The following is a 13613-nucleotide window of genomic DNA, read 5'->3' on the forward strand; positions in this document are numbered from 1 at the left end:
GGGGAAAACCCCGTCCGCGCTTGCTTTGCGGCGTTTTTAGAATCGATACCACCTGATACAGTGTGAATGCACGTGCGAACGTGCGTTTTTTTTGCCGCCGGGTCGCCCCAATGCAAAAAGCGGCCCCCTCGGGGTGGCCGCGGACCTTGCGCAGCAAGGGGGGCGTGGGGGCTTTTTCTGACTGACACAACACATCGCGGAGAGACATTCATGGACCGTCGTTCGATCATCAAACATGCGGGAATCGCTGGCGTGCTGGCTGTGGGAGCCGCACCCGCAGTCCATGCCCAGGAGGCGATCCGCTGGCGTCTGGCTGCGAGCTTTCCCAAGTCGCTGGACACCATCTTCGGCTCGGCCGAAATGTTCTCCAAGACGCTCAAGGCGATGTCGGGCGGCAAGTTCGAAGTCTCGGTGCATGCGGCCGGTGAGCTGATGCCCGCCTTCGGCGTGGTCGACGGCATCCAGAACGGCACCATCGAGATGGCGCTGACGGCGCCCTATTACTTCACCGGCAAGGACTACATCTTCGCCTTCGGCTGCGCCGTGCCCTTCGGCCTGACCGCCCGCCAGATGGATGCCTGGATGGAGCACGGCGGCGGCCGCAAGCTCATGGACGAGTTCTATGCCCAGTACAACATCAAGAGCCAGAGCGCAGGCAACACGGGCACCCAGATGGGTGGCTGGTTCCGCAAGGAAATCAAGTCGGTGGCCGATCTCAAGGGCCTGAAGATGCGCCTGGGCGGCGGCCTGTTCGGCGACGCCATGCTCAAGCTCGGCGTGGTCGCCCAGAACATGCCCGTGGGCGAGGTCTACCAGGCGCTCGAAAAGGGCACGCTGGATGCCGTGGAATTCGTGGGCCCCTACGACGACCAGAAGCTGGGCTTCAACAAGGTCGCTCCCTACTACTACTACCCCGGCTGGTGGGAAGGCGGCGCCGAGCTGGAGTTCTTCATCAACACCAAGGCGTATGCGGCCCTGTCGCCCGAGTACAAGGCCATGGTCGATGCAGCCTGCAACGTGGCGGCACGCGACATGACGGCCAAGTACGACGCCAACAACCCCGTGGCGCTCAAGAAGCTGGTGGCCGACAAGACCCAGCTCAAGGCCTTCCCCAAGGACTTCATGGATGCCGGCTACAAGGCCGTCATGGAGATCATGGCCGAGCATGACGCCAAGTCGCCCATGTTCAAGAAGATCAACCAGAGCCTGCGCACCTTCCAGCGCGACCAGCTGCTGTGGGAGCGCTTCTCGGAGTTCCGCTACAACAGCTACATGACCACGGCCAAGCTGTAAGGCCAGGTCTCCCCAGCCAGCAGCACGCACAAGGACGGTCCATGCCTTCCAAGCCTGCAGGCCAAGCCCGCGTCCCCTCTGTTGAATGCAGCAGGGGACAGCGGGCTTTTTTTTGTTGTTCCGAGAAAGTATGTGGGCCGGGCTGCCAAGAGCAGTCCGGCCTTTTTTGAATGCTCTCAAGCAGAGCGAACCAGGAGGAGACAGTGATGGACAGAAGAAAAGCACTCAAGCACGCCGGTCTGGCCGGTGTGTTGACTGCCGCAGCGGCACCGGCCGTTCACGCTCAGGCGGCAATACGCTGGCGCCTGGCGTCGAGCTTCCCGCGCTCGCTGGACACCATCTACGGCTCGGCCGAGGTGTTTTCCAAGGCGATCAAGGAGATGTCGGGCGGCAAGTTCGAGGTCTCGGTGCATGCGGCCGGCGAGCTGATGCCCGCCTTCGGCGTGGTCGATGGCGTGCAGAACGGCACGGTGGAGATCGCGCACACGGCGCCTTACTACTTCTTTGGCAAGAATGAGGCCTTCGCCATTGGCGGCGCCATTCCGTTCGGCATGAACTCGCGCCAGCTCACGGCGTGGATCGTGGACGGCAACGGCGGCAAGCTGATGCGCGAGTTCTATGCCGAATACGGCATCGTCAACTTCCTGGGCGGCAACACGGGCGCACAGATGGGGGGCTGGTTCCGCAAGGAGGTCAAGACACCCGAGGACATCAAGGGCCTGAAGTTCCGCATCGGCGGCTTCGCGGGCCGGATCATCGAGCGCATGGGCGGCGTGCCCCAGAACATCCCGGGCGGCGAAATCTACCAGGCGCTGGAAAAGGGCACCATCGATGCGGCCGAATGGATCGGCCCCTATGACGACCTCAAGCTGGGCTTCAACAAGGTCGCTCCGTTCTACTACTACCCCGGCTGGTGGGAAGGCAGCCTGAACCTCGAGTTCTACGTGAACCAGAAGGCGCTGGCCGCGCTGACGCCCGAGCAGCGCGCCATGGTGCAGGCCGCATCGCACGAGGCCCATGTGGTCACCCAGGCCCGCTACGACGCGCGCAATCCCGGCGCGCTCAAGCAACTGGTGGCCAGCAAGGCCAAGGTGCTGGCCTTCCCGCAGACCGTGCTCGATGCTTCCTACAAGACCACCATGGCGGTCTATGCGGAGCTGGCCGAGAAAAACCCTGCATGGAAGAAGATCTACGGCGACTACCGCAACTTCCAGCGCGACGAGGTGCTGTGGTTCCGCTTTGCCGAGGCGCGCTACGACGCCTTCATGTCGGCGCAAAAGCTGTGAAGTCGCGGCGCCCTCGGGCGTCATGCGGGAAAGCCGGGCACTGCCCGGCTTTTTTCATGCGCGCAGGGGACCGGCGCACGCCGGGGTCCGAACGAAAAAAGGCCCCGCGGTTGCGGGGCCTTTGCTGTCCTTGAGGGAGCCTGCGATCAGCTGCCGGACTTGCTCTCGCCCGGCGTTGCCGGTTGCTCGCGCTGCAACTGGTCCTGCAGCGCCTTGAGTGCATCGTCCTCGCTGCCCGGGGCCGAGGGCTCGCCAGGCGTTGCTCCGGGGGCAGGCGGCTGGTTCGCGCCGTCGCCGTTGAACATGGGGTCGTTGAAGTCGATGGCCTCGGGCATGGATGCCTCCATCTCCTGGCGCACCTTGTCCAGGTCGTACTCCACCTTCTTGTCCAGCCCGCTGGAGACGATGCCGGGGAAGATGATGATCAGGGCCACCATGAACAGCTGCAGCACCACGAAGGGGATGGCACCTGCATAGATCTGCATGGTGGTCACGGGCTCGGTCATCTTCTTGGTGACCTTGTCCACGTAGGCCTTGGCGGGCGCCACGCTGCGCAGGAAGAACAGCGCGAAGCCGAAGGGCGGGTGCATGAACGAGGTCTGCATGTTCACGGCCAGCAGCACGCCGAACCAGACCAGGTCGATGCCCAGCTTGTCGGCCACGGGAGCCAGCAGCGGCACGACGATGAAGGACAGCTCGAAGAAGTCCAGGAAGAAGGCCAGCACGAAGATCATGATGTTGACCACGATCAGGAAGCCGATCTCGCCGCCGGGCAGGGACACCAGCAGTTCCTCCACCCACTTGGGGCCGTCCACGCCCTGGAAGGTCAGGCCGAACATGGTCGCGCCGATCAGGATGAACATCACGAAGCACGACAGCTTGGTGGTGGACATCAGCGCCTGCTTGAGCAGGTCCATGTTCAGGCGGCCGCGAGCGAAGGCCATGATGGCCGCGCCCAGCGCGCCCATGGCGCCGCCTTCGGTGGGGGTTGCAACGCCCAGGAAGATGGTGCCCAGCACCAGGAAGATCAGCAGCAGCGGCGGGATCAGCACGAAGGTCACGCGCTCGGCCATGCGGCTGAGCAGGTGCAGGCCCGTGAGCTTGTTGAACATGGCGGCGATGAAGGCCAGGGCCACGCCGAAGCACATGGACACCACGATGGTCTCGTCCAGCGCGACCTTCTCCACCACCTCGCCGGACCACCAGGTGTGCAGCTGGGGCATGTACTGTCCCACCACGATGGAGGCGGCCACGCACAGCACGGTCAGCACCAGGGTGGAAGGCAGGCCGGAATTGCCATTGGGCTCGCGCAGCGTGCGCGCCTCGGGCGGCAGGGCGGGCACCATGGCGGGCTTGAAGATGGCCAGCACGACGATGAACAGCGCATAGCAGCCCGTCAGCATCAGGCCCGGCAGGAAGGCGCCCTTGTACATGTCGCCCACGCTGCGGCCCAGCTGGTCGGCCAGCACGATCAGCACCAGGGACGGCGGAATGATCTGCGCCAGCGTGCCGGAGGCCGCGATCACGCCCGAGGCCACCCGGCGGTCATAGCCGTAGCGCATCATGATGGGCAGGGAGATCAGGCCCATGGAGATCACCGATGCCGCGACCACGCCCGTGGTCGCCGCCAGCAGCGCGCCCACGAAGATCACCGCAAAGGCCACGCCGCCGCGCACGGGGCCGAAGAGCTGGCCCACGGTCTCCAGCAGGTCCTCGGCCATGCCGCTTCGCTCCAGTATCAGCCCCATGAGGGTGAAGAACGGTATGGCCAGCATCGTCTCGTTCTGCATGATGCCGAAGATGCGCAGCGGAAGGGCCTGCAGCAGGGCTTCGGGCAGCACGCCCAGTTCGATGCCGACAAAGGCGAAGAACAGGCCGCAGGCGCCCAGGCTGAATGCCACGGGAAAACCCACGAGCAGGAAAAGTATCAGCCCCGCGAACATGATCGGGGCCAGGTTGTGGATTACGAATTCCATGATGTCTGTTTCCCCGATCAGGCGCTTTGCCCGCTTTTGTCCTTGGCCCCTGCCAGCCCGCGCAGGGCGTCGGCCAGGTCTTCCTCGGCGGTCTTCTCGCCCTTCTTGGCCGTGGGATCGTCGATCAGGCCCTTCAGGAAAGCGATGCGCTTGATCAGCTCCGACATGCCCTGCAGCAGCAGCAGCCCGAAGCCGATGGGGATCATCAGGTAGACGGGCCAGCGCACCAGGCCACCTGCATTGCCCGACATCTCGCCGGTCTGCATGGCCTGGATCACGAACGGCGTGCCGAACCACAGGATGGCCAGCGCCATGGGGGTCAGGAAGAAGACGAAGCCGAAGATGTCGATCCAGATCTGCGTGCGCTTGGACAGGCGGCTGGCGATCACATCCACCTTCACATGCTCGCCCTGCAGCAGCGTGTAGCCGGCGGCCAGCAGGAAGGAGGCCGCGAACAGGTACCACTGCACTTCGAGGTAGGCGTTCGAGCTGGTGTGCAACACCTTGCGAACGATGGCATTGATGCCGCTGATGACCGTGGAGGCCAGGATCAGCCAGATAAGCCATCGCCCGACCAGGCTGTTGAGCCAGTCGACCCCCCTTGAGAATTTGAGCAAAGCCTGCATGGTGTCTCCAAAAAGTAGGCTGTATTGGGTCCGTCGCCGTACGCCAGCCTGTAGGCCGGCGCGCAGCGCTCTTGTCGGCGCATGGACCAAAGCCGTCGATTCTACGGAGACCCGACCGCCGCAGGCGGCCTGCTCCCCCTAAAAGAAATCCGTGTGAACCCGAGGAAACGTCCCGTTCAAGTGGTGGTGTGTGGCTTGCGGGCCCCCAGTTTGCGGTACAGCGTGGCGCGGCTGATGCCCAGCGCGCGGGCGGCCCGGGTCACATTGCCCTGGGCGTCCTGCAGGGCCTGCTCTATCAGCACCCCCTCGCTGGCGCGCAGCGGGCTGGGCTGGGCGGCGGTGGCCAGCGCTGCCGTGCCCAGCGCAGGCAGCAGCTGGCGCAGCTGGGGGCCGGGCTGCACCAGCGCCTGCAGCCGCAGGCCCGACCACAGTGGCAGGCGCAGCGGCTCGTTGGGGCGCTGGCGCGCATGGTCCACCAGCGCCGTCCAGGGCATGGCCAGCAGTTCGCTGCAGTGCAGCGGCTGGCCCGGCAGCGACAGCGGCTGGGGCACCAGCTGGCGGGCCAGGGTATTGCTGCCCGCCACATGCCCTTCGGCGTCCACGGCCAGCAGGCCTTCGCCCTCCTGGCCCAGCGGCCCGCCGGGCCAGTTCAGGTGCAGCAGCAGGGCATGGGGCAGGGCGCGCAGCAGCCGGTCCTCGATGGCGCGGGCGCAGCGCAGCGCCAGGTGCATGAGTTCGGGCCGCTCCGGCACATCCACGCCCGTGATGTCCAGCATGCCCAGGCAGCTCCCGTCCGGGCCGGACAGCGGCGCACCCGCGCAGCTGTAGTGGCGGTTGGCCTCGAAGAAATGCTCTGCCCGGTGCAGCCAGACGGGGCTGTGCTCGGCCAGGGCCGCGCCAATGGCCGTGGTGCCCACGCCCTGCTCGGACAGGTCCACGCCCACGCGGGCGATGGCCTGCACGCGGATGTCGCTGCGCTCCAGCGGCCCCTGCACCTCCAGCACCGTGCCGCGTGCATCGGTCAGCAGGCTGAAGTAGTGCATGGCGCCCACGGCGCCCACCAGCTGGGCCATCACGGGGCGCGCGGCCTGCAGCAGCACCTCATGGCCATCACGGGTCTGGCGCAGCGCATGCGGCCCCAATGCTTCGTAGACCACGCGCTCGTCCGGGCGGCGGCCTGCCGCCAGGCATCGCTGCCAGGAGCGCCACAGCCAGGGTGCGATGCCGGGCGGTGAACCGGCCAGCGCCTGATCGCCGAAAACCAGGCTGCGGGCCCGGGCGACCTGCTGGTGGCGCGGATCGGCGGGGCAGGGCTGCGCGGCGTCGGGGCTCAGGGCGAACATGGGACGGGAACTCCTGTGGCTGGCTGGCAAGGGATTGCGAACGGGCTGGCAGGCGGGTGCAGAAGCGGGTGCACAAGCGGGCGCAGAAGCGGGCGCAGGCGAGGACCCGGCCGCTGATGGCGGAGGCTGCGCTGGCAACTGTGTCATTTTGAGAATATCCGCGCCGCCCGGCCCGGGCTTGCGGGTCAACCCTAGAACGGGCGCCTGCGGGCAGGGCGACCATGGCAGGCGAGGTTTCCGGCGTTCCCCCACGTTCCAGATCACCGCCGATCACAGGCAGGAGACAGCACGATGAATGTCCAGCTCACCGTCAACGGGCGCGCGCAGCGCATTGATGTTCCTCCCAACACCTTGCTCGTGCATGCGCTGCGCGAGCACCTGCGCCTGACCGGCACGCATGTGGGCTGCGACACCAGCCAGTGCGGTGCCTGCACCGTCATCGTCGACGGCCACGCCGTCAAGTCCTGCGCCATGCTGGCCGTGCAGGCCGAGGGCTGCGAGGTGCGCACCATCGAAGGGCTGGCGGATATCGACGGCGGCCTGCACCCCATGCAGGCGGCCTTCAAGGAGTGCCACGGCCTGCAATGCGGCTTTTGCACGCCGGGCATGGTCATGAGCGCCGTGGACCTGTGCCAGCGCCAGCCGTGCGCGGGCGATCGCGAGATCCGCGAGGCGCTGGAGGGCAACCTGTGCCGCTGCACGGGCTACCAGAACATCGTGGCCGCCGTGAAAAAGGGCAGCCAGGCCATGGCAGGGCCTGCGGCCTGAGCGCCGCAGGCCACCACAAGGAGACAGCCATGGGTGCATCCGACTTTTCCAAGCTCCCCCACATCGGCGAGCCCGTCAAGCGCAAGGAGGACTACCGCTTCCTCACGGGCGCGGGCCAGTACACCGACGACATCGCGCTGGCCGCCCAGGCCCATGCGGTGTTCGTGCGCTCGCCGCACGCGCATGCGCGTGTGCGCTCCGTTTCCACCGATGCGGCCAAGGCCGCGCCCGGCGTCATCGGCGTGCTCACGGGCGCCGACGTGGCGGCCGACAAGATCAACGGCCTGCCCTGCGGCTGGCTGATCACCAGCACCAACGGCGAGCCCATGAAGGAGCCGCCGCATCCCATCCTGGCGCTGGACACGGTGCGCTACGTGGGCGACCAGGTCGCCATGGTCGTGGCCGAGACGCTGGAGCAGGCGCGCGACGCGGCCGAGCTGGTGGAGGTGGACTACGACCCGCTGCCCGCCGTGGTGCTGGTGGCCGACGCCGCGGACGGCAGCGTGCCCGGCGCGGTGGTGCATGACATCGCCCCCGACAACCACTGCTACAAATGGGCCATCGGCGACAAGGCCGCCGTGGATGCCGTGTTCGCCGGCGCCGCCCACGTCGCCCAGCTGGACCTGGTCAACAACCGCCTGATTCCCAACGCCATGGAGCCGCGCGCGGCCATCGGCAGCTACAGCCGCGCCAATGACGAGTACACGCTGTACGTGGCCAACCAGAACCCGCACGTCGAGCGGCTGCTGATGACGGCCTTCGTCATGGGCCTGCCCGAGCACAAGGTGCGCGTGATCGCGCCCGACGTGGGCGGCGGCTTCGGCTCCAAGATCTTCCTGTATGCCGAGGATGTCTGCCTGACCTGGGGTGCGCGAAAGCTCAACCGCAACATCAAGTGGACGGCCGACCGCAGCGAGTCCTTCCTCACCGACGCGCATGGCCGCGACCACGTCAGCCATGCCGAGATGGCCATGGACGCCAGCGGCAAGTTCCTGGCCATGCGCGTGCACACGGATGCCAACCTGGGCGCCTACCTGAGCACCTTCGCCAGCGCCGTGCCCACCATCCTCTATGCCACCTTGCTGGCCGGCCAGTACGCCACGCCCCAGGTCTATGTGGAAGTCGATGCTTGGTTCACCCACACCGCGCCCGTCGATGCCTACCGGGGCGCGGGCCGGCCCGAGGCCACCTACCTGCTGGAGCGCCTGGTCAGCCGCTGCGCCTGGCAGCTGAACCTGTCCCAGGCCGAGATCCGGCGGCGCAACTTCGTCACCAGCTTCCCCTACCAGACGCCCGTGGCCCTGCAGTACGACGTGGGCGACTATGGCGCCTGCATGGACAAGGCCGAGGCCCTGGCCGACGTGGCCGGCTTTGCCGCGCGCCGTGCCGACAGCGAGGCGCGGGGCCTCAGGCGCGGCCTGGGCTACAGCAGCTACATCGAGGCCTGCGGCCTGGCGCCCAGCAACATCGCGGGCGCCCTGGGCGCGCGGGCCGGCCTGTTCGAATGCGGCGAGGTGCGCGTGCACCCCACGGGCAGCGTCACCGTGTTCACGGGCTCGCACAGCCACGGCCAGGGGCACGAGACCACCTTTGCCCAGGTGGTGGCCGCGCGCCTGGGGATACCCGTGGAGAACGTGGACATCGTCCACGGCGACACGGGCCGTGTGCCGTTCGGCATGGGCACCTATGGCTCGCGCTCCATCAGCGTGGGCGGCGCGGCCATCATGAAGGCGCTGGACAAGATCGAGGCCAAGGCCAAGAAGATCGCGGCCCACCTGATGGAGGCCAGCGACGCCGACATCGACTTCGCGGGCGGCGAGTTCACGGTGCGCGGCACGGACAAGAAAATCCCCTTCGCCCAGATCGCGCTCACCGCCTATGTGCCGCACAACTACCCGCTGGACAAGCTGGAGCCCGGCCTCAACGAAACCGCCTTCTACGACCCCACCAACTTCACCTTTCCCGCAGGCACCTACATCTGCGAGGTCGAGGTGGACCCGGCCACGGGCGTGGTGCGCGTGGACCGCTTCAGCGCCGTGGACGACTTCGGAACCATCATCAATCCCATGATCGTCGAGGGCCAGGTGCACGGCGGCGTGGCCCAGGGCATAGGCCAGGCGCTGCTGGAAAACTGCGTCTACGACCGCGAGACCGGCCAGCTGCTCACCGGCAGCTTCATGGACTACGCCATGCCGCGCGCCGACGATTTCCCCGAATTCAAGCTCGGCACCGTCTGCACGCCCTGCACGCACAACCCGCTGGGCACCAAGGGCTGCGGCGAGGCGGGGGCCATCGGCTCGCCGCCCGCCGTCATCAATGCCGTGCTCGACGCACTGCATCCCCTGGGTGTCAGGGACCTGGACATGCCGGCCAGCCCGCACCGTGTCTGGTCGGCCATCGACGCCGCAGCCACCTCCTGAGGAGAGCGCCATGTACGCATTCACCTATGAAGCCCCGGGCACCACGGCCGACGCCGCCGCGCTGGCCGCGCAAGGCGGCCAGTACCTGGCCGGCGGCCAGAGCCTGCTGCCATCGATGCGCCTGCGTCTGGCGCGGCCCGAACAGATCGTGGACCTGAACCGCGTCCAGGGCCTGGCCGGCATTGCCGTCAACGGCCAGACCGTGGAAATCCGTGCCATGACGCGCCATGCCGATGTGGCCGCCAACCCGCAGGTCCAGGCCGCCATCCCGGCCCTGGCCGAGCTGGCCGGCGGCATCGGCGACCGCCAGGTGCGTGCGCGCGGCACCATCGGCGGCTCGCTGGCCAACAACGACCCCGCTGCCTGCTACCCCAGCGCCGTGCTGGGCCTGGGCGCCACCGTCGTCACCGACCGGCGCGAGATCGCGGCCGACGACTTCTTCCAGGGCATGTACACCACGGCGCTGGGCAGCGGCGAGCTGATCACGGCCGTGCGCTTTCCCGTGCCGAAGAAGGCCGCCTACCTCAAGTTCAAGCAGCCCGCCTCGCGCTTCGCCCTGGTGGGCGTCTTCGTCGCCCAGACCGACAGCGGCGTGCGCGTGGCCATCACGGGCGCCGGGCTCAGCGTGTTCCGCCATGCGGGGCTGGAGGCCGCGCTCAACCAGAGCTTCACGCCTGACGCGGCCGCCCAGGTGCTGATCGACCATGCCGACCTCAACAGCGACCTGCATGCCAGCGCGCGCTACCGGGCGCAGTTGATCAGCGTGCAGACGCAGCGTGCGGTATCGCAGATGCTGGGGTGACACGGCGGATGCCTTCCGAGCAAGCCATTGCCTCCATAGACGCCCTGGTCGCCGCGCTGCAGGACGAAGGCTATTTCGCCGACCGGCGCCTGGCCACGGCCGTCTTCCTGGCCCTGCGGCTGCAGCGGCCGCTGCTGCTGGAGGGCGAGCCCGGCGTGGGCAAGACCGCGCTGGCCCAGGCGCTGGCACGCGTGCTGGCGCGCCGCCTGATCCGGCTGCAGTGCTATGACGGCATGGAGCAGCGCGAGGCGCTGTATGAATGGAACTACGCGGCCCAGCTGCTGCACCTGCGCGCGGCCGAGTTGGCCTCGGCGCAGCCCGCGGCCGCACCGCAGCAGGACCGACTGCAGCGCGCCGAACAGGAGGTCTACCAGGAGCGCTACCTCGTAAGCCGCCCGCTGCTGCAGGCCCTGCAGCAGCCCGAGCCCGGCGCCGTGCTGCTGATCGACGAGATCGACCGTGCCGACGAGCCCTTCGAGGCCTTTCTGCTCGAATACCTGGGCGAGTACCAGGTCAGCATTCCCGAGCTGGGCACGGTGGCGGCGCGCGTGCCGCCCGTGACCGTGCTCACCAGCAACCGCACGCGCGACCTGCACGACGCCGTCAAGCGCCGCTGCCTCTACCACTGGCTGGACTATCCCGGGCGCGAGCGCGAGCTGGCCATCGTGCGCGCCCTGGTGCCCGGGGCTGGGCAGGCCCTGACCGCCCAGGTGGCGAGCTTCGTGGGACGGCTGCGCAGCCAGCCCTTTGCCGACGCCTTCCAGCGCGTGCCCGGCATTGCCGAAAGCGTGGAATGGGCCAAGGCCCTGGTGGCGCTGGACACCCTGGTGGTCGATCCCGAAGTCGTGCACGACACGGCCGGCATCCTCTTCAAGCAGCGCGAGGACGTGGCCGCGCTCACGCCCGAGCGGCTGCAGCAACTGCTGGCGCCGGAGCCCGCGCCGTGACGGCTGGGGCAGCCGGTGCGGCCGGTGCCGCCGACGGGGGCGGGCGCACCAGCTGGCTGGGCGATGCGCGCAGCGGCAAGCTGGCCGGCAACCTGGTCGGCTTTGCGCGTGCGCTGCGCCGTGCGGGCGTGCCCGTGGATGGCGGGCGCATGGCGCTGGCCCAGCAGGCCCTGTCCCTGGTCGGCCTGGCGCGCGAGGACATGGCCGCAGCGCTGGAGGCCGTCCTGGTGAGCAACGCCCAGGACCGCGCCGTGTTCCGCGAACTGTTCGACGCCTACTTCCGCAATCCCGATGTGGCCCGGCAACTGCTGGCCCAGTTGCTGCCGCAGGCGCCCCGGCCGTCCGCGCCGCGCCACCGCCCGCGCGTGCAGGAAGCCCTGTCGCCCCGCCAGGCAGGCGAGGGCAGGGCCGCCGTCGATGAAGAGCTGAAGCTGGACGCCGCCATGACGGCCAGCGAGCGCCACCGCCTGCGCCATGCCGACTTCAACCAGCTCAGCGCCAGCGAATACCTGCTGGTGCAGCGCCTGGCCAGGGACATTGCCCTTCCCTTGCCCCGCTACCGCAGCCGCCGCACGCGCACGGGCCAGCGCGGCGCGGTGCCCGACTGGGCTGCCAGCCTGCGTGCGGCATCGCGCCACGGCGGCGAAATGCTGCAGCTGCTGCGGCGCGAACGGCGGCGCCTGCCGCTGCCCTGGCTGGCCCTGGTCGATGTCTCGGGCTCCATGGAGCGCTATGCGCGGCTGCTGCTGGCCTTCCTGCACGCGGCCACCAGCACGCAGCGCCATGCGGGCCTGCGCCGCCAGGTCTTCAGCTTCGGCACCGAGCTGCGCGACCTGGGCCCGGCCTTTGCCCAGGCCGATACCGACGCCATGCTCGAGCGCGCCAACGCCGCCATTGCCGACTTTGGCGGCGGCACGCGCCTGGGCAGCAGCCTGGGCGAACTGCGCCGCCTGCATGCGCGCCACCGGGTTTCAGGCCTGGTGGGCCGGCGCACCCTGGTGCTCATCATCAGCGACGGCCTGGACACCGGCGATGCCGCCGAGCTGGACCGCGAACTGGCCTGGCTGCGCCGCCACAGCGCGCGGCTGCTGTGGCTCAACCCGCTGTTGCGCTTTGACGGGTATGCCCCACTGGCCCAGGGGGCGGCCGTGCTGCATCGTCATGCCCATGCCATGCTTGCGGTACACAACCTGGAATCGCTGCAGCAGCTGGCCGGTCACCTGGCGCGGCTGCTGGCGGCGCCAGGCCGCTGAGCCGCTTGCGGCCACCCCCCATCGCAGAAAGGAATTGCCATGGAAATGCAAGCCAGCCGTTCCCTTGCCGTCAGCCAGCGGCAGGCCTGGGAGGCGCTCAACGATCCAGAAACGCTCAAGGCCTGCCTGGCCGGCTGCGACCGCTTCGAACCCCTGGGCGATGACCAGTACGCCGTGGGCATGGCGGTCAAGGTGGGGCCGGTATCGGCCAAGTTCAGCGGCAAGGTCACGCTGTCCGACATCACGCCGCCCGAGCGCTACCGCATCGCCTTTGAAGGCCAGGGCGGCGTGGCCGGCTTCGGCAAGGGCGAGGCCGACGTCACCCTCACCCCCGAGCCCGCTGACGCCGCAGGCCAGCCGCGCTGCCTGCTCAGCTACAGCGTGCAGGCCCAGGTCGGCGGCAAGATCGCCCAGCTGGGCCAGCGGCTGATCGACGGCGCCGCGCGCAACATGGCCGACGACTTCTTCGCACGATTCGACACGCTGATGCAGCAGCGCCACCCGCGCGCGCCGGCAGCGCCTGCCGATGCAGGCGACACCGCCGACCTGTCCCACCTGCCTGCCGGCCTGGCCGATGAAACCGGCCACATCGAGCCCACCGTGGACGCCCAGGCCTGGGAGCACGACGCCGCAGCCGGCGTGGCCACGCCGCTGGATGCCGCACCGGCCACCGAGGCCGAGGAACGCTCGCGCCGCGCCATCCCGCTGTGGTGCTGGGGGCTGGCCATCGTCGTCGTTCTCGGGGCTGGCTGGCTGCTCTCGCGGTACTAGGGCGCTCCCCCTGAGCGGCTGCGCCGCTTCCCCCTCTCTCTCGCTTCGCGGGAGGGGGACGACGCCCTCGCCGCGAGGCGGCTCTTGCTCGGCGTCTCTGGCCTCAGATTTGTTGTGGCTTCTATGCT

Annotated in this window: 11 protein-coding genes; 8 read left to right on the forward strand and 3 right to left on the reverse strand. The window is 68.4% G+C overall.

All coding sequences use genetic code 11. The features are described from left to right. Nucleotides 1-210: 210 nt before the first annotated feature. Complete coding sequence (locus CLV01_RS10605) at nt 211-1293, forward strand: TRAP transporter substrate-binding protein (RefSeq protein WP_012204166.1); 1083 nt, start codon at nt 211-213, stop codon at nt 1291-1293. Between the two features lie 206 nt (nt 1294-1499). Then, nucleotides 1500-2579, forward strand: coding sequence for a TRAP transporter substrate-binding protein (locus tag CLV01_RS10610; RefSeq protein ID WP_034391287.1), 1080 nt, complete (start codon nt 1500-1502; stop codon nt 2577-2579). 146 nt (nt 2580-2725) lie between these two features. On the opposite strand, the gene CLV01_RS10615 is transcribed toward CLV01_RS10610, so the two are convergent. The 3 genes from CLV01_RS10615 to CLV01_RS10625 all read right to left on the reverse strand — a co-directional run bounded on the left by CLV01_RS10615 (nt 2726) and on the right by CLV01_RS10625 (nt 6524). Further along, nucleotides 2726-4555 carry a TRAP transporter large permease gene (locus CLV01_RS10615; protein ID WP_065346830.1) on the reverse strand — a complete coding sequence of 610 codons (1830 nt, stop codon included), beginning with the start codon at nt 4553-4555 and terminating at the stop codon, nt 2726-2728. A gap of 17 nt (nt 4556-4572) precedes the next feature. Next, the gene (locus CLV01_RS10620; RefSeq protein ID WP_034391292.1) at nt 4573-5181 is read right to left on the reverse strand and encodes a TRAP transporter small permease subunit; all 609 of its coding nucleotides are present in this window, start codon (nt 5179-5181) and stop codon (nt 4573-4575) included. Nucleotides 5182-5357: 176 nt separating this feature from the next. After that, nucleotides 5358-6524, reverse strand: a complete 1167-nt coding sequence (locus CLV01_RS10625) for a helix-turn-helix domain-containing protein (RefSeq protein ID WP_099734350.1) — start codon at nt 6522-6524, stop codon at nt 5358-5360. 291 nt (nt 6525-6815) lie between these two features. Here CLV01_RS10625 and CLV01_RS10635 point away from each other — a divergent pair, with 291 nt between their 5' ends. From CLV01_RS10635 to CLV01_RS10660, 6 genes are read left to right on the forward strand one after another with little or no spacing between them, the layout of a single operon-like run. Then, nucleotides 6816-7292: a (2Fe-2S)-binding protein gene (locus CLV01_RS10635; RefSeq protein ID WP_013803615.1), complete on the forward strand. Its 477-nt coding sequence runs from the start codon at nt 6816-6818 to the stop codon at nt 7290-7292. A 29-nt stretch (nt 7293-7321) separates the two neighbouring features. Then, nucleotides 7322-9712: a xanthine dehydrogenase family protein molybdopterin-binding subunit gene (locus CLV01_RS10640; protein WP_099734348.1), complete on the forward strand. Its 2391-nt coding sequence runs from the start codon at nt 7322-7324 to the stop codon at nt 9710-9712. Between the two features lie 10 nt (nt 9713-9722). Further along, the gene (locus CLV01_RS10645; protein ID WP_013803613.1) at nt 9723-10514 is read left to right on the forward strand and encodes an FAD binding domain-containing protein; all 792 of its coding nucleotides are present in this window, start codon (nt 9723-9725) and stop codon (nt 10512-10514) included. A gap of 8 nt (nt 10515-10522) precedes the next feature. Beyond that, nucleotides 10523-11461: an AAA family ATPase gene (locus CLV01_RS10650; RefSeq protein ID WP_099734347.1), complete on the forward strand. Its 939-nt coding sequence runs from the start codon at nt 10523-10525 to the stop codon at nt 11459-11461. Then, on the forward strand, nt 11458-12714 hold the full coding sequence (locus CLV01_RS10655) for a vWA domain-containing protein (RefSeq protein ID WP_099734346.1): 1257 nt from the start codon (nt 11458-11460) through the stop codon (nt 12712-12714). The genes CLV01_RS10650 and CLV01_RS10655 overlap by 4 nt, the downstream gene beginning before the upstream one ends. A gap of 39 nt (nt 12715-12753) precedes the next feature. After that, the gene (locus CLV01_RS10660) at nt 12754-13485 is read left to right on the forward strand and encodes a CoxG family protein (protein ID WP_099734345.1); all 732 of its coding nucleotides are present in this window, start codon (nt 12754-12756) and stop codon (nt 13483-13485) included. Nucleotides 13486-13613: the final 128 nt, after the last annotated feature.

The organism is Delftia sp. 60 (assembly GCF_002754395.1).
Lineage (GTDB): Bacteria > Pseudomonadota > Gammaproteobacteria > Burkholderiales > Burkholderiaceae_C > Comamonas > Comamonas acidovorans.